The organism is Photobacterium sp. ABD4_091, assembly GCF_056160145.1.
This window is the reverse complement of record NZ_JBSWWQ010000001.1, coordinates 2,958,546-2,978,522: the sequence shown is the minus strand read 5'-3', so window position 1 is coordinate 2,978,522 and position 19,977 is coordinate 2,958,546. Positions and strand designations below refer to the sequence as shown.

The following is a 19,977-nucleotide window of genomic DNA, read 5'->3' as shown; positions in this document are numbered from 1 at the left end:
CCCCTTCCCATTATTACAAATGGAAAGGGGCTTACTCTTTAGGTGAAGATAGTTTTGAAAACTCAGAACACTGTATACAGTACTAGGCTCACCAAGATAACCAGTAAGGTAATGATATAGGTTGTTTGCTCCGAAATTTTACTCAATAAAGACGCTGCGACAGGTACACCGATAAATGAGCCAACGACAAACCATATTGCCGTATAGATGTCTGCCTGCCCTCCTTTGGCATAACCAAGCGCCGCAAAACCTGATAAAAATAGGGCGAGAACCACAGATGAACCAATAGCTTTCTTGATATCAAGGTTCAAAATATTATTGAGCACAGGAAGTAGCAAAACCCCACCACCGACACCCGTTGAACCTAAAATTGAACCGCAAAACATACCAGAAACGAGTGCCTTTTTATCGCTGTTACTTACAGTCGCAGCCGTATGCTTGCTTTTGGGTGAGGACCTATATTTATGAAATACCGACATTAAAGAACCAACCATCACAACTGTTACCAGAGTTGTAATAATTGACTGCGTGGTCTCCTGGTGTAATGGGTGTTCATTAAAATAAATCACCACCTGAGTCACCAATAGAGTTACAGGTAAAGCGCCGGCAAACAGGATTGAAATTTTCCGCCAAGAGACATTCTTTGCTTTCACATGAACAATAGATGCATTCACTTTGACCAACGCTGATATCAAACTTGCCGTACCCACCGCAAGTACTGGTGGCATGCCACAGAAGAGCTGTAACATTGGGATTAATAATACCCCGCCTCCAACACCTGTTAGCCCCAAACATAATCCAAAAATACTCCCCAAAGCTATTTTTAGCATTAAGGCTTCTGTTGCTAACACACCTACGAAAAGATCTACCATATCCATGATATGTGAACCCCAATAAACAGTTGTAATTATATGCTTGTAAACGCTTTCAATAATAATTACTTTACGGGATCAACAAGCTTAAATTTTATGGTGATGATCATATTTGTTTAGCTAAATATCAGGTAAGGTATCTCTAGTGACTTTTTCAGGCATACTCTTACTGATGGCTATTGATATTCGCAGGCAATTAAAAGATCACATAGACAACATTGACGTTAGCAAAAAGCAAGTCGTATACCATAATGGCTTGCCTGCTAAGGGTTTTTACTATGTAGATCAAGGTTTAGTGGGTTTATACCAAGTTTCTGAAAGCGGGAAAGAATCATTACTAAGGATCTATGGGCCGGGCTCATACTTTGGCTACCGTTCTCTCTTTACCGCACAAAACTACCCATCTACAGCCAGAGCAATGCTAGATAGTGCTTTAATTAGAGTTAATGTAAACGATTTTAAATCTCTCGACACAGTTTCTCCTAATTTGGCCAATTTATTAATGCAGGAAGTGTGCTCTGAATTAGGTGAAGCTGAAAAAAGACTAATGCAATTTAATGCTTTTAGCGCCAAGAAACGTATTCTCGATACAATTTATTATATGTTTCAAACATATCCTGAATATCCTTGGACCTACCGTGAAATAGGTGAATACAGCGGTACTGATACCACAACAGTGATCAGATATTGCAAGACCTTAAAAGACTCAGGAATTCTTGACAAAAGCAGTCGAAAACCGCTTCCGGTAAATCTAGAACAATTAACAAACTACCGAAGAACATTACTGCACAATTAACTTATCTATGAAAAATACAACACTAGATTCCAAAACGGCCTGGCGAAATGAAGGAGAAGCTCCGGACTACCGATTCTCCCTGGCTAACGAACGCACTTACTTAGCTTGGATACGCACCTCCCTTGCACTGCTTGCCGGTGCGATAGGTATCGACCAATTAACACCAGATCTCGCCAATCCTTCTGTCCGAATATTGATTTCCTCATTTTTGTGTCTATGCTCTGGCTTACTGGCTATTTTTGCATACCGTCGCTGGGCACAAAATGAAAAAGCGATGCGGACAAAAACCGCCCTCCACTACACCAGTTTTCTCAAAGTAATCAGTATTATCATGTTATTTCTCACCTCTGTGATAATACTGGTCATCACCCTATGAATAAGGACCCAGGCTTACAACCAGAACGAACCGCGATGTCTTGGCTAAGAACCCAGCTGGTATTATTCGCTCTGGGACTACTATTTTTCAACGTTACCGATCAATATCCTTTCATCCGTCTGTCCTTAGTCGGCCTATTAATGATGTTTTCAGCCATTCTTGGAACAGTGTACTGCCGCTTCCGCTTCACTCAAGTGTTCGAGAATACGATGACAGTTACACGTACGGAGTATTGGGTAAAAAGGTATCTATCATCACTGATTACCCTTATGACAGTCGGTTACCTTATCTACATGTGGACACCAAACAGCAATTAGGATCAACAATGCATCAATCTCTTGGCTGCCATGTAATGGCCAAACCTACAGGCTCAGTCTGCAACATAGATTGTGAATACTGTTTCTACCTTGAAAAAGACAAGCTTTACCCAGACAGGCAGAGTGATTGGCGGATGCCTGACGAAACACTGGACGCTTACATTAAACAGCACATAGAAGCCCAACCCGGCCATGAGGTTCAGTTTACCTGGCAGGGCGGAGAGCCGACTCTCATGGGGTTAGCGTTCTACCAACGGGTTGTAGAGCTTTGCGAAAAGTATGGTCGTAACAAACACATCACTCATGCTTTTCAAACCAATGGCATTTTACTTAACGATAAATGGTGTAAGTTTTTCAAAGAACATAACTTCTTAATTGGAGTATCAATCGACGGGCCACAAGATTTACATGACCATTACCGTGTGACACGGAGCGGCAAAGGGACGCACCACCAGGTCGTCGCAGCTATCGAACTATTAAAACAGTATCAAGTTGATTTCAATACACTTACCGTAATAAATGCACAGAATGTGAAGCATCCATTACGGGTCTACCAATACCTCAAAAGTACCGGCTCAACCTTCTTGCAATTTATTCCTTTGGTAGAGCGCGATAATGCCCAGCAAGGTTTCCCTCAACAAACGCTTGCTAGCCCAGACCAATCTTTTGGTAAAGTCACCAAGTGGTCTGTCGATCCTGAGGAATATGGCCAGTTTTTAACGACCATATTTGATTATTGGATACGTCACGATGTCGGCCAGACCTTCGTTCAGATTTTTGATACAACGCTTGCTAGCTGGTTAGGGCACCCCCCCGGTATTTGTATTTTCTCCAAGCAATGCGGCCATGCTTTTGCGCTGGAAGCCAATGGTGATTTGTACCAGTGCGATCACTATGTATACCCTGAGTACAAGCTCGGCAATATCCATGAAACTTCTATCTCGTCCATGAACCATAGTGAAAGCGCACTTCAGTTCGGGAAGGACAAATTCGACACTCTCAATGACAAATGCCGACAATGTCGATATCTACCAGCTTGTAATGGCGGTTGTCCCAAACAACGATTTGAACGCGGGCCGTCGGGCAAAATTGATCACAACTACCTCTGCCCTGGCTACTTCATGTATTTCAAACATGTTGAAGAACCAATGGCGATCATGGCTGATCTACTGCGACATAACAGGCCAGCGTCTGACATCCAGCGCTACTTGCCACCACTCCCTTCTTCAGCGCAAGGATTGGGGCGAAATGATCCCTGCCCTTGTGGCAGCGGAAAAAAATACAAGAGATGCTGTAGCAAATGATTACAGAGATACTGCCCTAGAGGGATAAACCTAAAGACATGACTCAAACATATCTGGTTAATAACTCACGATAGCCATTATAAGTGGCCTGGGTAAGTATGATAATATCCACACTTCATTTTTTTATGGGGTATGACATGGCCCGTATTACTAAAGAAAAGTGGCAAGAAAATTTTGCTACCTATAATGCGATAATTTTGAAAATCTTTCTTAATGAAGGCTGGGAATACGTGACGTATGATCGCCTGAGCAAAGAGACCGGACTTCGCAAAAGCACCTTACAGGGCTACTACCCATCCAATCAGGATTTTGCTGTAGCCATGGACGGAAAGGTGCTACCGATTATCATGGATCATCTGTCATTCGAGTCCAAAGAGGCACTTATCCAATCTTGGACTGAGTCGCTTGAATCCAAAGAGTTCAAAATGATCATGAAGATGCTCATGATGCACGCTGCTAAGCATGAAAATCAGGGACAAGGCGCATTAGGTGCGAAAGGTCTTCTCAATATCATTCAGCATAAATTACCAAACGAAGACGGCTTAGCGCTTATCCAGCAGCTTTTCGGCTTAACTTTGACTGGATTGCTGGGATTGAACGAATAACAGAAAGTTTTGGATTGCAGGCAACAATCTCGACATATGTTGAGATTGTTTATAAAGATGATCAGGCACAAAAAAGCCCCTATCTCCTTCTCAATAAACTCAATTACTTATGAGATAACACGAAAAAATACTCGGAAAGATTTTAGGGCATTTGGACAGTAAATCGCTTTCAACTTTCTTTACTAAGAAGCTAAACGATCAAATTAAACAGTGCAGTACACCATGTGTCCCCCCGAAATTAAGTAATAAGATGCCGTTCATACTTCATAAGAATTTACTCTGACATGCAACCTGATACCCCCCCAGCTTACTCAATACCTGATCGTTATTTAATTGACCTTACTGTGAGGTGTTAATCATGAGCTTATTGTTCAGAACTGCCATTAAAACATGTAAAAAGAATCACAAGCAATTAGTACGGGGCACAGCAATCTTTTTAATATCAATAAGTTGAAAGGTATAAAAATAGGTGCTTAAATCGTATTTGGAAAGGCATTGCTATAAATGGCAGCGCCAGAGGCACTGCCATTATGTCAATTAAAAATGCAATTTCAGCCCAACGGCAAATCCGTTGTTACCAAAGGCCGTTGGGTTGGCGTATTCGTCTTTCGACTCCCAAATAACCGACGCGTACGGCGAGAACTGCTTGAAGCCTTTATATTCGGTGGTCAGTTCCGCTTCGGCGAACTCAGCTTTGTGGCCAACAGCTTTGGCTAAACTACGGGTTGAGCTTCTAACAAAGTGGAAATGGGCAGCACGAAGGTTGATATCCCAATCCGATGTTTTATAGCCCAACACGAGATCTTTTCGATCGACATCCGACGTTGCGTAGCTGACACGATCCAATTTGCTCGATAAGCCACGGTCAAAGCGATACATGGCAAAGGCATAGAAGCCGTTGCCATGGTTGTACATACCAGCAACGCCTGACTTCAGCATAGAGCGATGACCATCGTCGAACTGATACTTAGCCAGCGGGCCTACAGCCAGTTTCTGGCTAATTGGCACAAAGTACATAAAACCGGGCGCAAAAAATGAATCCACGCTGTTGGCATCGGCCAGATCACCCTCAATAGTAATAAAGCCGTTCTCACGCATGTCTTTCGCCCAGCTGTGATACTCCAGCGTCGTCATCAGCAAGCCAGGACCAACCTTGCCAAAATTACTACCAAATTCCATGTAATCGCGGCTGAAATGCCCGCGATGCTCAGACACAATTTTTAGGTTATGACTCGCAATTGGCTCCTCGCCAAACGCCCATACATTGGTCGTCAGCAGAAGTGCTGCTGAAATTAGCATTTTACTTTTCATCATATTTTCCAATTACAGTGCACGACCGACTTCATAACCTTCCCAGATAGCCGCCATAATAGTGCGGGCCTCTTGGCTATCACCAATGTTAAACACTTCACCTGCGTTAACTTGGTTGGCTATGTCATCAAACAGCTTGCTATTGGCTTTATAACCCATAGCCAGAATGACATGCTCAGCTTCAATACCGTTAGTGTCATCGCCACGACGTACTTCAACGCCCCAATCTGTCACTTTATTCAGCGCAGTACTGGTTAGCACTTCTACCTTTTCTTTAACCAGCAACTCTTTGAGCATCTGGTAATTGGCAAAACAGGTTCCGTGAGGGCCACCGATAATATCGTCAGCGGCATCGATCAAAGTGACCGTTTTGCCTTTCTGAGCAAGCCACAATGCCGTTTCGGCACCAACAAGACCTGCGCCAACAACAGCGACCTTATTACCCGTGATCACATCAGGCTGCATCAATACGTCTTCTGCAATGGCAACATGCGATTTGTCAGCCCCTTCCAACCAAGCCGGAACGGTTGGACGTGAACCCGTCGCAAAGATCACACTGTCAGGCTTCTCGCCGTTGATAACGTCGAGATCCGCGGCGGTATTCATGCGAACATCAACCCCTTTACGAGACATTTCGCCTTCAAACCAGGTGATGAGCTGCGCATCATCATGCTTGAAAGGTGCCTGGCTACCAGGAATAACATTGCCACCCAGCTGGGATGATTTTTCAAACAACACCACATCGTGACCACGGTCAGCTGCGATTCGAGCTGTTTCCATGCCGCCGACACCACCGCCGACAACCACGACTTTCTTCTGTTTGAAAGCTGGGGTCAGTCGGTACTCTTCTTCACGTCCACAAGCTGGGTTAACGGCGCAAGATAGGTTACCCACTTCTGCCATACGGCCCAGACAGCCAAGGTGGCAGGAAAGACATGGGCGTACTTCCTCAAACTTGCCAGCGCGGATCTTGTTGACAACTTCCGGATCAGCCAGAAGAGGACGCCCCATTGAAATACCATCTGTTGCACCTTCATTGACGGCGCGAGCGGCTAAGTCTGGGTTTTCCATACGGCCAGACATAATGACCGGAATGTCAACCACTTCAGAAACCGCTTTACAGTATGGCTTGTACATGCCAGGTTCGAAGTAGTTAGGCGGATGGTTCCAGTACCACGAATCATAGGTACCTGCATCGACGTTCAATGCATCAAAGCCAGCATCTTGCAGGTATTTTGCTGCGCGCAGACCTTCTTCGATATCACGACCGACTTCTTCTGCCAGCTCCCCAGGTAGAATGCCCTGGCCAAAGCCTTTCATGTTGCCTTTGACCGAATAGCGCAAGCTCACAGGGAAATCTTGCCCACAGATAGCTTTAATTCCCTTTACAATTTCTACTGCAAAGCGGTAACGGTTTTCAAAGCTGCCACCGTATTGGTCGGTACGCTTGTTAAAGAATTCCATCGTGAACTGGTCAAGCAAGTAGCCTTCATGAACCGCATGGATTTCAACCCCATCGTATCCCGCCTTTTGCGCGATCGCCGCCGATTCAACAAACTTGCCGATGAAGTACTGCACTTCTTCGGTTGTCAGCTCGCGGTGAGTAATCATCGGATCAAAACGGTTGGGTGCCTGCGATGGCGCAACAGACTTGTCTTCGGGAGTAAAGCCAGGAATGCACGAGCGTCCCCACCCCGCAGTCAGCTGGGCAAAAATTTTCGTGCCATAGGCATGTACGCGCTCAGTAAGCTCTTTAGAGGCTCGGATATATGAGATAGGGTGGATTGTTGGGCACGGAAGAGAAGGCAATGGAAACTGCTCAAGTTCATTTTCCACCATCTGTACACCAGTGATGATTAAACCAACACCACCGCGGGCACGGGCGGTGTAATATTCAATACCACGTTGATTATACGCGCCATCAGAATCGACACACCCTAGGGTCCCCATAGGGGCCATAGAGTAGCGATTTTTGAGTTTGAGCTTACCGATATTCATCGGCTCAAACAAAACGCTATGCTCTTGTCTTAACATTTAAACTGCTCCAGTCTTTTTTGTCGGTGATTTACACACCTACAGAATCTGGTGCGATTACAACAATTTATGAGCATACATTCTTTGCTATGCGCGACCTCCACTTTGCTATTTACGCCAAAAAATGCGGGAATTGATGTGGATCAGATTCCCCCGAAAGCGATACCCTGCCACTGCAGACAGAGCATGGCCTTGCCTGTTTACATAAAAAAAATGTGCCATAAAAGGCACATTTCAACTTTATTAACATCAAAGCAATAAGCCCTTAGAAATATAAAAGGCCCGCAAGATTTATAACGCTAAGCAGTAGCGCTATCACCAATTATATTGCACACCAAATGATACCGATGTCTCTTGGTGAGGGTTGATGTCTATACCAAAGTAATCAAAAGAGAAATAAGAGATATGCGTAAGTTTACCTGTCACGGACCATTTCTTACTATTGCCGATTGGTGAGGTTAATTTTGCTACCCCTTTCAAATATTCTACCTGAGTGTCTTCACTATTGGCGCCGCTAAAGTATTCACTACCCAGCATCAATCTGGCTCCATTAGAAGCGATCTTTCCGCTGATTCTTGGATAGAAGAAAAAACCCTGAAATTCACTCTCGCCCAAATCGCCTAGACCATCTTTGCCCAACTTAGCAGAATAAATGTAGTTTAAAACAGGCGTAAAAGACCATGTGTCCCAATGGTAACCGGCACTCAAGCCGACGGAGCCTAAGCTGTAACCGAACTTTCCTGCCTCTGTGAGACTAATATCACGATCAATCCCATAATAGTTCCACCCGAGCTGAAACGATGGAGTTAATTGCCATTGTTGGCTAAACAGCCCGTTGATCTCAAGTAACTCGCGGCCATAAGGTGTTTTCGCAGGCCCATTATCTGTGCCATTAAGCTTGCCTACAATCGCTTCCATAAACGCAAAATAGGTACTATTTCCTATACGCCCTGCGGTTACCGTGTCAAGGTAGAGGTTTTGACTCGATACTTGATTACTACTTCCACTTTTCGCCGCCGTTCCAGACGTTGACTGAAAAGAAGCTGACGAAGTGGTTACATAATGTTGCCAGTATGAATTGGTATTCAGGTTATTTGCACTGGCATTTGCAGATAGAGAAATTGTAGAGAGAAGAGGAAGAGTCAGTAATAGTTTTTTCATTTCAAACCTAAAGAGTACTTTATCATTAAATTTTATATTTAATGATATACAGCTTGTGTACAGGTTCTATGATCACTCAGCCAATATTATTATGATGACGTAATTAGCAAGACGGTTGGCGCTTAAGGACAAGATTACCGTCTGTTGCATATAAAACTGTCGGCTATTACTTTATTATTTTGAGCCAGCTCAACAATGCTAGAGAAACGCAAACGGCAAAACCCTAGCGGATTTTGCCAAGTATGGATAGGGGGAATATTATTTACAGGCTCTCAAAAACGGTTCAACACAGTGTAATAATCCTGACTTGTATCATACTCCCTCCACCTCGGATTTAATGTTGTGCTTTATTGCCATGGGAGAAACTCCCGTCCACCTTTTGAATGCACGCGAAAAAGTGCTCAAACCAGAAAAGCCGAGTTGGTAGGCTATTTCGGTCATATTCACTTTTCCCGAGTCAAGCAAATGCAATGCTTTTTCGAGCTTATATTTCTCTACGACGCCTCGATAACTGGTATTTTGCAACGCGAGATGACGGTTTAATGTGCGGAGATTCATATTGAGCGCATCAGCAACGGCGCTGCCGTTAATCGCCTCTAGGTTAGGTTGCTTACTAAGGAAATGGTATATCTGTAGAATCAAATCATCTTTCTTCAAACGATCCGCCTCTTCGCGTAATAAATTGACACACGCGAAATGCAGATTTTTGTCACGATGAGTTAAGGGAATATGCAAGAAGCGCTTGGGAATGATCATTTTGCGAATTGGCGAACCTTCAACAATTGTGCAGTCCATCTCGGCTTCTAACTGCGCATTTTCTTCCTCACTGTATCTATGCTCAATCAGACACACATCAAGTGTTACCTTGGTATCATTCAACACTTTTTGAATGATTTTTATCATCACCGCAATAAATAGCGTGATACCTAGATAACTAACCTTAGATTCATGCCCCAACGACTCTGTATCTAGCACCCAAAGTTCGGCGTTGCCTTGACGGTCAAGTTTGTAAACTACTCTCACCGGCGCACTCAGCACTATCACATACTCCTGCAGCACTTGGAACATGCTATCGAGGTTCTCAGCGGTCCAAAGCGCAGTCGAGAAACAGCCAAACGTCAACGGCCCTACAGTGTCCGCAATATGCGTCACCGCCAAGGGGGTCTTGTTCTGCTCATACATTTGATAGAACATGCTCCTCAAGTCTTGTACGTTCGCCCTGTCATCCGTGTTAAAGCGAACGGCCTCAACCAACGACGGTTCACATACCGGCTGTAGCAGTTTTACCCACCCAGAGTGAACCGAAAGCGCCCCGTCGAAAACTGATTTTTTATGATTCATACCACTCATTGACCTACATTTGTGACGCAATATGCTGGTTAACGCTGCCCTAGCCAGCATATTAGCTGTCTTAAAAAGCCAAATGTTGACTTCCATCAACAGAGTTAGCTGTACGCAGTGAAAAGGATTTTCTCCCCCTCGTTAAATCAGATTAGCCATTATGCATCGACATTGTCACCGTTGAGAAGTCGGTGCCCTTTTGTCCCTACATGAGCTTTGTATGGCATCCCCCTACATAATGAATTTTTTTAGTTTAACCACTTTGGTTAAATTGAACGTCCAAAAACAAACTGTACCTATAACATTTATACCCATGGGTAAAACTATGAAAAAATTCGCCTTAAAAACTCTGACTTTTGCACTAGCATCTGCGACGGCTCTAACAGCACAAGCCAATGTTCCTGCTGACCACCCGCTAGCACGATACCTGAACGCTCCAGGTGCCACGGTAAACTTGCCTGTTACCGCGGCTAAAGAATCGTTTGATCTTGATTTCGTTCAAGGCGCGTACGACAGCTTCGAAAGCTTCCACGCTCAAATGGGTGGTGACCATGCGCTTTACTACATGACCAACTTCAGCACTGTCATGCGTACCGACAATGTTAACCCTGCGGCAGAGCAAAAAGTGTTGGCACGTAATATCAATAAAGAGATCGGTAACATCACGGTTAACACTGACAGCGAAGGTGAACTGAAGATGGACGACTACTTCGTTCATCCAACATTCCGTCACCAAGGCGTGATGATGATCCACAAAGGTGAAGTGGTCTACGAAGCATACTCAGGTATGAAACCAACCGACTCACACATCTGGATGTCGTCATCAAAGACACTGACTGGCCTTATCACAGCCATGCTTGCTGAAGAAGGCAAGCTAGACATGAGCGCTTCAACCGCTAAATACGTACCTGAGCTTAAAGGCACAGCATGGGAAAAAGTCACTATTCTGGACTTGGTTAACCATACCGCAGGCCTTGATCACGAAGAAAACAACACTTCGATTCTAGACCCAGAAGGTGTATTCGTTCGCTTCATCAGTTCTGCTCTTGGCACGACTGAACGCTGCGAAACGGGTGAAACATGGCGTGAAGTACTGAAAGATGTACAACCACTAGAAAACGAAAAACCAGGCGACCGTTTCCGTTACTCGTCACTTAACACGCACGTACTGGGTCAGGTGATTCAAAACGTCACCAACAAACGCTGGACTGACGTTGCTGAAGAGCGCATTTGGGGTAAACTGGGTGCACGTATGCCGCTACAGGTTCACCTAACGCCTGACGGCACACCACTAAACCTAGCGATTATCTCGTCTACACTAGAAGATTTCGCTAAGTACGCGACCATGTTCACGCCAAGCTGGGATAAAGTGGCACACGAGCAGGTAGTAACACCATCTCTACTTGAGCGCATTCGCTCAGCAGGTAGCGCGGTCGCGTTTGTAGGCGGCCGTAAAGAAGGCCAGGCAGTGGGCCTATTTGGTGAAAAACCAGTGAAAGGCGCTTACCAGTTCGACTTCATTTTTGAAGACGGCGCAATGTACAAACACGGTAACTCTGGTCAAGGTATCTACGTAGATCCAGAGCGTGACTTTGCCGCGGTTTACTTCGGTGCGACACCGTATGTGCCACCTTACGGTGAGATCAAAGCGCCTGCTTACTTCCGTAAAGTTGCAGAGTTGCTAGACCAAGCAAAATAATCTGAATTTAGATAATTCAACTTTTTAAGGCCTAAACGTTTCACGTTTAGGCCTTTTTTGTCTGTGAAGCTATCGTCAATAGCGATCTGACCGCCTTATCTCGTAAGCTGAGTGGAAATATTTGTAGATGGCACAACTGAGTCAATGATGTAGTTTGCCTGTACAAGATAGCGTTATTGTAACTGCTGACTTCCTGCCAATTTAAGCCTCACTATTCTCATAACACACGCACTGATGGACGTGTCTTGTGACATATATCAAAGATATCCTCATTGTCCTAGTCAGCTAACCGCATGACCTAAAATGCAAAGCGCCTCTCATACATACTTGTTGTAATAACAACAGATTAGATGACAAGGAGTCAAGCTGGCGTAGACCTGTGCAACTACCTCAAAATACGCGACTTGTTATCACTCTATCGGATCAAATAAAAGTCATGCAAGGACGCACCTTTGACCCAGACGGACCAACTTTTGGGGAACAAACACAAGGTGAAACCATGAAAAAAGCAACTCTTACTTCTGCGCTACTATTCGCGCTTACTGGCGCTACAATCGCCGCAGAGCAAGAGCAAGAGAGCGAAGTCATCAACCCTTCGGATCTTACCCGCGTCTACACACAGGCGGCAGTCTTCCTCGATTCAAATGCCGATGTTCGCTTTTCAGGTATGATGACTGGTGCATGGACAGACGATATCCAATTCGCTGGTTTTGCTGAAGGAACATTTGGTAATGATAAAGCAAAAATTGAAGGCAAACATAAGCTTGGTACCGATTACCAAAAAGGCCGTGCACAGTACTTCCAAGTTCACGCGCTAGACAACCACCTAATTCCACGTGTCGGCTTCTCGACAGATTTAATCCACCAAAACGGCGAAGCGGGTACGGCTAAAGATTCTGGTTTAAAAGACACTACCTTGTTCTCAGCGGGTGTCATTGGCCTTATTAACCCTGCCTACACTTTTGGTGCCAAAGTTTTCCCTAACGTCGCTTACACAACCGGTAAAGTTTTTGGTAAAAGCGCTGATGGTTACATGTTGAACATGTTCCTGACTAAAGAAATTGGCGACTCTGGCAGTTTCATCCAGTTCTCTCCTGAATACTTCAAAGCTGAAGGTGATGTGGTATCGATGGAATCAAGCAAACTGAACTTCTTCGTAAGCGCCCCTACTCGTTCAGACCGTACCCAATGGTTGATGACTCGCTTTGAATACGGCTCAGCCGATGTGGTTTTGCCTGACGGAACGGAAATTGATAACGATCCTGAGCTGCGTGTCGAAATCGGCATGAAGTGGTTCTTCTAACCGACCCAATAGATCAGGCAGTGCGGCAAAGACTCACGCTCGAGAAATCACGCGCCCCCGTTGCGCCGCACTCCTATAACGAATCAGGCAGACCGACACCATGAAGCACTCATTTTTGATGACCACTCTGATTATGTTAGGCCTGCTCTGTACGCCTGTTGTTTTTGCTCTTCTGAATCATCACTATTCAGTTACCGAGCCCAGCACAAGGTATGAGCCAAGCCAAACCGATATGAATCATATTTACACATTACTTATAGCGCGCTGATCACCTTCGTACGCCACCACATTGATATTTACTGTTTTTACCAAAAAATCTAACGTGTAAACTATGATGATTAAACAACCTGAATTGATAGATTTTGTCACACTATTTCAGGAAATTATTGCTCATATCAGAAACGACAAAGTGAAAGTTTTCCCACAAGAAAAGCACTGTATCATCACGCTTGTCGAGCAATTAGCTTCGGACATTCTCGATAAGCAAACGATTGAAAAGCAACATATCAATCAAGCTTTTAACTTGGTTGAGCGCTTGTCGACAGTGGTCAATTTACAGCGCTATTCACACTTTAATCAACTCATTAAGCGGGCCCACAGCGTGGCGAAGTACCTGCTAGAGAACAATATGAAAAGTAGTTGTCGTGACGAAGAAAGAATGGCACTGCTATTTTCCTACCTCAAACATAAGCAACTGGTATTACACACAAAACAGCTCATCGAGGGCAACGGCATCCATATTGCCACCGCTTACCGTAAAGGTTTGCTAACCCTGAGTGAAGCAATTGACGCCTACAGAGCGCAGTTAGCCTGCCAGCATCGGCTACAGTTCTTACAGCTACATACCTCGTTCCAACCACACACGACTTAACCTTACCTGGGCGAGCACTATCGATAAAACCGGGCTTAGCAAGCCATCGCAGCAAACGGCATACAGACACAAGCTCCATCACTACCGGTGGAGCTTGTGTTTTATCCGCAGTCCATTAGTGAACGACTAATGGCTTATATTGCGGTTTACTTCAGCCGCCCCCTACTTCACCCCACCAGCAACAGCCATTAGGAACGCTAATCGATCCATGGATGAACCACGTTCACGTGGCCTTAAGGCGTTCCTGCCTTACAGAGCACAGGCTCTTAACGGCGTGACGAAGGCGTTAGCTCCATAAAGAAACGGAGCTCAAAGAGCTCCGTTAACTATAGTTGTAGGCTTAATGGTTACGATTTCACTTTTTCACGCAGTTTCTGGAACACGGCATAGAAGCCCGGCGTCATAATCGAACCCACCGCGAGTACCATCAGCATACCACCTAGCAAGGCTAACCCTGTGGTGTTTTGAGCAATCGCACCCGCACCTTGTGCAAAGGCAAGAGGTAAGATACCAAGGATAAACGACCATGAAGTCATGTTTACCGCTCTAAAGCGCATTTTACCACCTTGGATAGCCGCCTCTTCAATCGGCAGACCTTGCTCCTCGCGCTTGGCCTTGGAAAACTCAACCATCAGAATCGCGTTTTTCGCTGCCAATGAAATCAACAGGATCAAACCGATCTGACCGTAAATCGACAACGCCTGGCCACCCATTAACAATGCGGCATATGTACCCACCGCAGCCGTTGGCGCAACGATAATAATCGCAGCCGGCAGTGCCCATGATTCATACTGGGCCACCAAGAATAGGTAAATAAACACCAAAGCTAGAATCATGGCAATTTGTGCTGTGCCACCGGCTTGTTTCTCTTGGAAGGCCATATTGGTCCATTCGAACGTATAGCCTGCTTCTAACACTTCGCCAGCGATACGCTCCATCGTTTCAATAGCCTGGCCTGATGAGTAGCCCGGTGCAGCATTAAGCTGAATACGCGCTGCTGGTAACATGTTGTAGCTTGTCACCAAATCCGGCTCAAGTGTTGGAGAAATTGTCGCGACCGTTGACAACGGTACTTGCTTGCCCGTGTTTGATGGCACATGAATACGCAGCACATCATCGAGATCATGACGCTGCTCACCTTTCGCCTGAACGAACACGCGGTAGCTGCGACCATTAAGCGCGAAGTCATTGACATAAGATGATGCAAGGTGCGTCGCCATGGCATCATTGATCGCCCCAAGAGTCACTCCCATCTGGCGTGCTTTCTCGCGGTCAATATCAACGTGGTAGTGAGGTACGTTGGCGCGATAAGTGGTCATCGCACGCGTGATCTCTGGCGCCTCATTGGCAGCCGCTACCATAGCGTAAGTCATTTGCGCTAGTTCTTGCGCGTTACGGCCACCCGTATCTTGAAGCATGAACTCAAGTGAGTCACCAGCACCGACACCCGGAATAGCAGGTAACCCCATAGTAAACGTCATCGCCTTGTCGATGCCATGCAATTGACGGTTAAGACGCTGTGCAACCGCTGCCTGAGTATGATCACCGTCTCGTTCAAGACGCTCATCCCAGTGCTTAAGGTTGATAAACATGGTCGCGGCATTCGATGAAACACTCCCCGTTACTGCGTTAAAACCGATTGCACCTGCATAGTCTTCTATCGCCGGGTCTTGATTCAATATTGCTTCCGCTTTACGAATCAGTGCATGGGTACGCTCTTTAGAAGCGTTATCAGGCAAGAACATCGCTAGCGCTAACACGCCTTTGTCTTCTGCTGGAACAAACGCTGTCGGTAGCTTGGTATTCATTGCGACCATCGAACCAATCGCAACAATAAAGGCAACGCCCAACACTAGGCTCTTACGAACCATAAGAGCAACGGCTTTACCATACAGGTTAGTCACTCGGTCAAAAACCCGGTTAAAGGCAACAAACCATTTAGCAGGCTTGCTGTTACGCTTCATTACCATGGCACAAAGTGCCGGCGAGAGAGTTAACGCATTAACCGCTGACAAGACTAGGGCGATACAGATCGTGATAGAGAACTGAGCAAACATTAGCCCCGTGATGCCAGGTAGCAGCGCGACGGGAATAAACACCGCCAACATGACTAGCGTTGATGCAATGATAGGGCCTGTCACTTCTTTCATCGCTTGGATGGTGGCTTCTTTGCTTGACCATTGTGGCTCTTCTTCAAGAATACGCTCGACGTTTTCTACCACTAAGATCGCGTTATCAACCACAATACCGATTGCGAGTATCAGACCAAATAAGGTCACTGTATTGATGCTAAAGCCACCCATCAGCATAAATGCAAAGGTGCCGATCAAAGATACTGGGATCGCAACAACTGGCGCTAACGTTGCGCGTACATTACCCAAGAACAAATAAGTCACTGCGATAACCAGCACGACAGCGACGATCAGTGTTTCGACAATGCTCTTAATTGACGCTTCAACCGCAAGCGTTGTGTCATATGGGATAGAATACGCCATACCTGCTGGCATGATCGATTCAATCTCTTTTAGTACTGACTTAACCGCTTCACCCGTTTCCAATGCGTTGGCATCCGGGTTAGCTTGCATCATTACCAATGCGGCTTCTTGGCCATTGTAGTTTGCATAAGCATCGTAAAACTGACTGCCAATTTCGATATCCGCCACATCAGCCAGGTGAATATGGTTACCATTGGCTAGCGTTTTGACAATCACTTGCTCAAAATCTTGCGCGCTGGTTAAACGGCCTTGAGTGATCAAGTTAAACTGCAGCGCGGCATTCTCGCGGCTCGGTCCTTGACCGATACGCCCTGCAGGTACCACCGCATTTTGTTCACGTATCGCGTTCTTGACTTCCACGGTGCTGACGCCCAGAGCCGCCATGCGATCCATGTCTAGCCAAACACGCATACCGTACGTCGCGCCGATCAAATCACTGGTGGCTAAGCCCGGAATACGTGCAATACGCTCCATAAAGTTGGACTCAACCCAAGAGTTAAGCTCAAGCTCCGACATCGACTGATTTTCTGAATAAAACGCAATCGCAAGCAAGTCATCTGGCGTCGCTTTACGAATACGGATACCACGAGCACGCACCTCAAACGGCAACATATTTTCGGCTACCGCAACTCGGTTCGAAACGTTTACCATCGCCATATCAGAATCGACACTGTTGTCAAAGGTGATATTCAGGAAGTAACGGCCGTCGTTCGTCGAGCGAGATTGCATGTAGACCATTCCATCTACACCATTCACCTCTTCTTCGATCGGGTTTCCGATGACCTCTTTCACCGTTTCAGCGCTCGCCCCAGGCAATACGGCAATCACGCGAACTTGGGGCGGTGTCACACTTGGGTACTCGGCGACCGGCATGATTTTGATCGCGATAAGGCCAATTAAAGTAAGGAATATCGAAATGACAAACGCGAATTTTGGTCGATTAATGAAAAATTGACTTAGCATGGACCTACTCCGCTACCACGACTTGAGCACCTTCCCTAATGCGCTGTAAACCACCGACAATGACTGGCTCTTCCGCTGCCAAACCATCTGTAATAAACACTGTTTGACCGATGCGATCCGTGACCTCCACATCACGTCGCACCGCGACACCCTCTTCAATAGTCATGACATATTGCGCTTTGTAGTCTTGGTGAACCGCTGCATGAGGTACTTTTACGCCGCTAATCGCTTGAGCTGGCGCGAGTCCAACACGTACATACTGGTTAGCAGTCAACTGACCGTGTTCATTATTAAACGTTGCTGCAAGATCAATGGTGCCGCTTTGCGGGTCGATTTTGTTGTCAACGAAAGAAATCACCCCTTCGTTATCTACACCTTCGCCAGCGATCTCTAATGACACCAGCGTCGCCTCTTGGCGAGAGAAATCATGTGTCGCTACGTCACTCTGTTTGAGCGAGAAGCCCGCTTCAATTGGGTGAATTTGCACCAAGTCGGTCAAAGCCCCGAAGTTTGGCCCAACCATATCACCGATAGAAAAACGGCTTTTACCCAGTTTGCCGCTGTAGGGCGCTCTCACTTTGGTTTGCTCTAGGTTATCTTGCTGGACCACTAGGTTTGCTTCGGCTGACACAACGCGATATTTCGCCTTTGCCAACTCAGCAGAGCTAACGTCAAACTGCGCTTGAGAGGCTCCACCGCTTTTTAGCATATTGCTATTTCGTTTGTGGTTTAGCTCGGTCAATGCCAGCGCAGCTTTGGCTTCGCTAACAGACGCTTTTGCAGAATCGAGCGCGGCCTGATATGAAGTAGGATCGATTTCAAACAAGATGTCGCCCTTCTCAACCAAAGCACCATCCTCAAAATTTTTCTTCAGCAAGTAGCCCGTCGTTCTTGGCGTAAGGTTCGCAGACTCAATCGGTTGCATTCGACCTACATAGTAATTAGTTGGGCTGTGTGAATGAGCCTCTGCATTCACGACACTAACAGGCATTGCAGCTGCAGCATTTTGTTGATTGCTTTCATTGGAACCACCACAACCCGATAGCAAAAGGGCAATCGCTGTGTATAAGGGCAATTTTCTCATGAGTTTCTCTTTGTTAAATAATTTGATAGAGCAGATGCGGCCTAGTCACTAGACATCTAGTAAGCTGTTTACCGCCTTCAGATCATGGTCACCTAGCACGCCGGCCAAAAAATGAAGTTGAAAGTTCGCGACCAAGAAATCGATATGCGCAGCAGTTAATTGTTCTCGGGCCGAGTAGAGTTGACGTGTAGAGTCGAGCACATCGACAATCGTGCGACTGCCAATTTCTAACCCTTGTTCTGTCGCCTTCAACGCCGACTCCGCCGATATAACGGCTTGCTGATACGCCCCCTGAGCACTCTTTAACGCCACTAAATCTTTCTCAGCGTCGCGAACCTTGCGAGCCACTTGACGCCAGGTATGGCTTTGCAGCTCTAGTGCCTGCTGGTATTGAATGCTGGCCTGGTCAACGCGGCTGTTGGTTGCCCCTCCACGATAAGCCGGTAACGACATAGCCACGCCAGCAAAAACAGTGGCGTTATTATCTAAATCATGAAATGCGCCTTTTGACTGCTGAGGCTCATTACTGCGCGATTGAGTCGCGAATGCGTAGCGATACTCTGCGACCAAGCCTATGGTAGGCATGTGCCCAGCTTCAGCTAACGCGATTTGCTCGCGAGACAGTTCCACGAGCTGGCGCTGGATCGCCATTTGTTGACTGTGTGCTTGTGCCAGCTCCTGCCAACTGCTGTAGCCGTTAGGCTGTGGAATAGAGACAGCAGATGCCTGCGCGGATAACGGCGCGACGTTCGAATACTCACGACCAGTCAGCTCATACAAATAATCGAGCGCTTTTTCGAATTCATTTTGGGCAAAGATCACCGCCGCCTGTGCCAAGTCGTATTGTGCTTGGGTTTCTTTGACGTCATTTTCAGGCACTAAGCCGTTGCGGTAGCGATGTTTTACTTGAGCTAAGTGCTCGCCAATCGCTTTTTTGGTTGCGTCAACCTGTTTCTGCTTCTCTTGTGCTTTAAGCGCATTAAAGTAGCCACTCACGACACTCATCTGCATATTTGAGAGCGCGAATTCATAGCTAATCGTGCTTAATTCGTGTTGCTGCTCGGCAATCGTATCGGCTTTATTAAGTTGATCATTAAACAGATTTTGGCCAACCGACACAGACACCTCAGCCCCTTGGCCATCTGTTTCAGTCATCGTGGTCCAATCGTTGCGCAGCATGCCATATTGGAGACCAATATCGACTTGGGGACGATATTGCCCCGCGATGATGTCACGCGCTTTGTCCGCGCTTTTAATTTCCAATGCAGCACTGGCAAGGGTGGGGTTATTCTGGAGAGAGTCCAAATAGAGCTGCTGTAAATCGACCGTTTTAGCCAAAGCTGATGGCCCACTAAGTGTCAAAGCGCAGCCGATTGCGCTTAACAATAATCTGTTCATAGTATTACCCATTGGTTTACAGCGTAATAACGTGATTACCTGTGTTG

The 19,977-nt window shown here is 46.1% G+C and carries 16 protein-coding genes; 8 read left to right on the top strand and 8 right to left on the bottom strand.

The genetic code is table 11. The annotated features are described in order from the left end of the window. Positions 1-62: 62 nt before the first annotated feature. Positions 63-878 (bottom strand): sulfite exporter TauE/SafE family protein, encoded by an 816-nt coding sequence (locus ACXAGQ_RS13690; RefSeq protein ID WP_475254439.1) that lies wholly within the window; start codon positions 876-878, stop codon positions 63-65. A gap of 166 nt (positions 879-1,044) precedes the next feature. Between ACXAGQ_RS13690 and ACXAGQ_RS13685 the strand changes: the two genes are divergently transcribed. From ACXAGQ_RS13685 to ACXAGQ_RS13665, 5 genes are all read left to right on the top strand, one after another. Further along, positions 1,045-1,668, top strand: a complete 624-nt coding sequence (locus ACXAGQ_RS13685; RefSeq protein WP_475254438.1) for a Crp/Fnr family transcriptional regulator — start codon at positions 1,045-1,047, stop codon at positions 1,666-1,668. Between the two features lie 7 nt (positions 1,669-1,675). Continuing rightward, on the top strand, positions 1,676-2,044 hold the full coding sequence (locus tag ACXAGQ_RS13680) for a YidH family protein (RefSeq protein WP_475254436.1): 369 nt from the start codon (positions 1,676-1,678) through the stop codon (positions 2,042-2,044). Continuing rightward, positions 2,041-2,361, top strand: a complete 321-nt coding sequence (locus ACXAGQ_RS13675) for a DUF202 domain-containing protein (RefSeq protein ID WP_475254434.1) — start codon at positions 2,041-2,043, stop codon at positions 2,359-2,361. The genes ACXAGQ_RS13680 and ACXAGQ_RS13675 overlap by 4 nt, the downstream gene beginning before the upstream one ends. An 8-nt stretch (positions 2,362-2,369) precedes the next feature. Beyond that, entirely contained in the window at positions 2,370-3,665 is a 1,296-nt protein-coding gene (locus tag ACXAGQ_RS13670; protein ID WP_475254433.1) for an anaerobic sulfatase maturase, read from the top strand. 137 nt (positions 3,666-3,802) lie between these two features. Then, complete coding sequence (locus ACXAGQ_RS13665; RefSeq protein ID WP_475254431.1) at positions 3,803-4,270, top strand: hypothetical protein; 468 nt, start codon at positions 3,803-3,805, stop codon at positions 4,268-4,270. 537 nt (positions 4,271-4,807) lie between these two features. On the opposite strand, the gene ACXAGQ_RS13660 is transcribed toward ACXAGQ_RS13665, so the two are convergent. The 4 genes from ACXAGQ_RS13660 to ACXAGQ_RS13645 form a co-directional block, all read right to left on the bottom strand. Continuing rightward, complete coding sequence (locus ACXAGQ_RS13660; RefSeq protein ID WP_475254429.1) at positions 4,808-5,581, bottom strand: hypothetical protein; 774 nt, start codon at positions 5,579-5,581, stop codon at positions 4,808-4,810. A 12-nt stretch (positions 5,582-5,593) separates the two neighbouring features. Next, positions 5,594-7,615: an oxidoreductase gene (locus ACXAGQ_RS13655; protein ID WP_475254427.1), complete on the bottom strand. Its 2,022-nt coding sequence runs from the start codon at positions 7,613-7,615 to the stop codon at positions 5,594-5,596. 315 nt (positions 7,616-7,930) lie between these two features. After that, a complete protein-coding gene (locus ACXAGQ_RS13650; RefSeq protein WP_475254425.1) occupies positions 7,931-8,776 on the bottom strand; it encodes a hypothetical protein in 846 nt (281 codons plus the stop codon). A 312-nt stretch (positions 8,777-9,088) separates the two neighbouring features. Further along, entirely contained in the window at positions 9,089-10,117 is a 1,029-nt protein-coding gene (locus ACXAGQ_RS13645) for a helix-turn-helix domain-containing protein (RefSeq protein ID WP_475254423.1), read from the bottom strand. Between the two features lie 325 nt (positions 10,118-10,442). Between ACXAGQ_RS13645 and ACXAGQ_RS13640 the strand changes: the two genes are divergently transcribed. The 3 genes from ACXAGQ_RS13640 to ACXAGQ_RS13630 all read left to right on the top strand — a co-directional run bounded on the left by ACXAGQ_RS13640 (position 10,443) and on the right by ACXAGQ_RS13630 (position 13,990). Next, positions 10,443-11,816, top strand: coding sequence for a serine hydrolase domain-containing protein (locus tag ACXAGQ_RS13640; protein ID WP_475254421.1), 1,374 nt, complete (start codon positions 10,443-10,445; stop codon positions 11,814-11,816). Between the two features lie 499 nt (positions 11,817-12,315). Then, a complete protein-coding gene (locus tag ACXAGQ_RS13635; protein ID WP_475254419.1) occupies positions 12,316-13,119 on the top strand; it encodes a hypothetical protein in 804 nt (267 codons plus the stop codon). 331 nt (positions 13,120-13,450) lie between these two features. Then, positions 13,451-13,990, top strand: a complete 540-nt coding sequence (locus ACXAGQ_RS13630; RefSeq protein ID WP_475254418.1) for an acyltransferase — start codon at positions 13,451-13,453, stop codon at positions 13,988-13,990. A gap of 347 nt (positions 13,991-14,337) precedes the next feature. Here ACXAGQ_RS13630 and ACXAGQ_RS13625 read toward each other — a convergent pair whose 3' ends face one another. Genes ACXAGQ_RS13625 through ACXAGQ_RS13615 form a run of 3 tightly spaced genes read right to left on the bottom strand, consistent with a single transcriptional unit; the run spans position 14,338 to position 19,930 of the window. Next, positions 14,338-17,448: an efflux RND transporter permease subunit gene (locus tag ACXAGQ_RS13625; RefSeq protein ID WP_475254416.1), complete on the bottom strand. Its 3,111-nt coding sequence runs from the start codon at positions 17,446-17,448 to the stop codon at positions 14,338-14,340. A 4-nt stretch (positions 17,449-17,452) separates the two neighbouring features. Continuing rightward, on the bottom strand, positions 17,453-18,532 hold the full coding sequence (locus ACXAGQ_RS13620; RefSeq protein WP_475254414.1) for an efflux RND transporter periplasmic adaptor subunit: 1,080 nt from the start codon (positions 18,530-18,532) through the stop codon (positions 17,453-17,455). Between the two features lie 48 nt (positions 18,533-18,580). Continuing rightward, on the bottom strand, positions 18,581-19,930 hold the full coding sequence (locus ACXAGQ_RS13615; protein WP_475254412.1) for a TolC family outer membrane protein: 1,350 nt from the start codon (positions 19,928-19,930) through the stop codon (positions 18,581-18,583). Between the last annotated feature and the right edge of the window lie 47 nt (positions 19,931-19,977).

Bases quoted from the DNA above. Each gene is read 5' to 3' on its own strand.
- ACXAGQ_RS13690 (WP_475254439.1), bottom strand. From the start codon at position 878: ATGGATATGGTAGATCTTTTCGTAGGTGTGTTAGCAACAGAAGCCTTA.
- ACXAGQ_RS13685 (WP_475254438.1), top strand. From the start codon at position 1,045: ATGGCTATTGATATTCGCAGGCAATTAAAAGATCACATAGACAACATT.
- ACXAGQ_RS13680 (WP_475254436.1), top strand. From the start codon at position 1,676: ATGAAAAATACAACACTAGATTCCAAAACGGCCTGGCGAAATGAAGGA.
- ACXAGQ_RS13675 (WP_475254434.1), top strand. From the start codon at position 2,041: ATGAATAAGGACCCAGGCTTACAACCAGAACGAACCGCGATGTCTTGG.
- ACXAGQ_RS13670 (WP_475254433.1), top strand. From the start codon at position 2,370: ATGCATCAATCTCTTGGCTGCCATGTAATGGCCAAACCTACAGGCTCA.
- ACXAGQ_RS13665 (WP_475254431.1), top strand. From the start codon at position 3,803: ATGGCCCGTATTACTAAAGAAAAGTGGCAAGAAAATTTTGCTACCTAT.
- ACXAGQ_RS13660 (WP_475254429.1), bottom strand. From the start codon at position 5,581: ATGAAAAGTAAAATGCTAATTTCAGCAGCACTTCTGCTGACGACCAAT.
- ACXAGQ_RS13655 (WP_475254427.1), bottom strand. From the start codon at position 7,615: ATGTTAAGACAAGAGCATAGCGTTTTGTTTGAGCCGATGAATATCGGT.
- ACXAGQ_RS13650 (WP_475254425.1), bottom strand. From the start codon at position 8,776: ATGAAAAAACTATTACTGACTCTTCCTCTTCTCTCTACAATTTCTCTA.
- ACXAGQ_RS13645 (WP_475254423.1), bottom strand. From the start codon at position 10,117: ATGAATCATAAAAAATCAGTTTTCGACGGGGCGCTTTCGGTTCACTCT.
- ACXAGQ_RS13640 (WP_475254421.1), top strand. From the start codon at position 10,443: ATGAAAAAATTCGCCTTAAAAACTCTGACTTTTGCACTAGCATCTGCG.
- ACXAGQ_RS13635 (WP_475254419.1), top strand. From the start codon at position 12,316: ATGAAAAAAGCAACTCTTACTTCTGCGCTACTATTCGCGCTTACTGGC.
- ACXAGQ_RS13630 (WP_475254418.1), top strand. From the start codon at position 13,451: ATGATGATTAAACAACCTGAATTGATAGATTTTGTCACACTATTTCAG.
- ACXAGQ_RS13625 (WP_475254416.1), bottom strand. From the start codon at position 17,448: ATGCTAAGTCAATTTTTCATTAATCGACCAAAATTCGCGTTTGTCATT.
- ACXAGQ_RS13620 (WP_475254414.1), bottom strand. From the start codon at position 18,532: ATGAGAAAATTGCCCTTATACACAGCGATTGCCCTTTTGCTATCGGGT.
- ACXAGQ_RS13615 (WP_475254412.1), bottom strand. From the start codon at position 19,930: ATGAACAGATTATTGTTAAGCGCAATCGGCTGCGCTTTGACACTTAGT.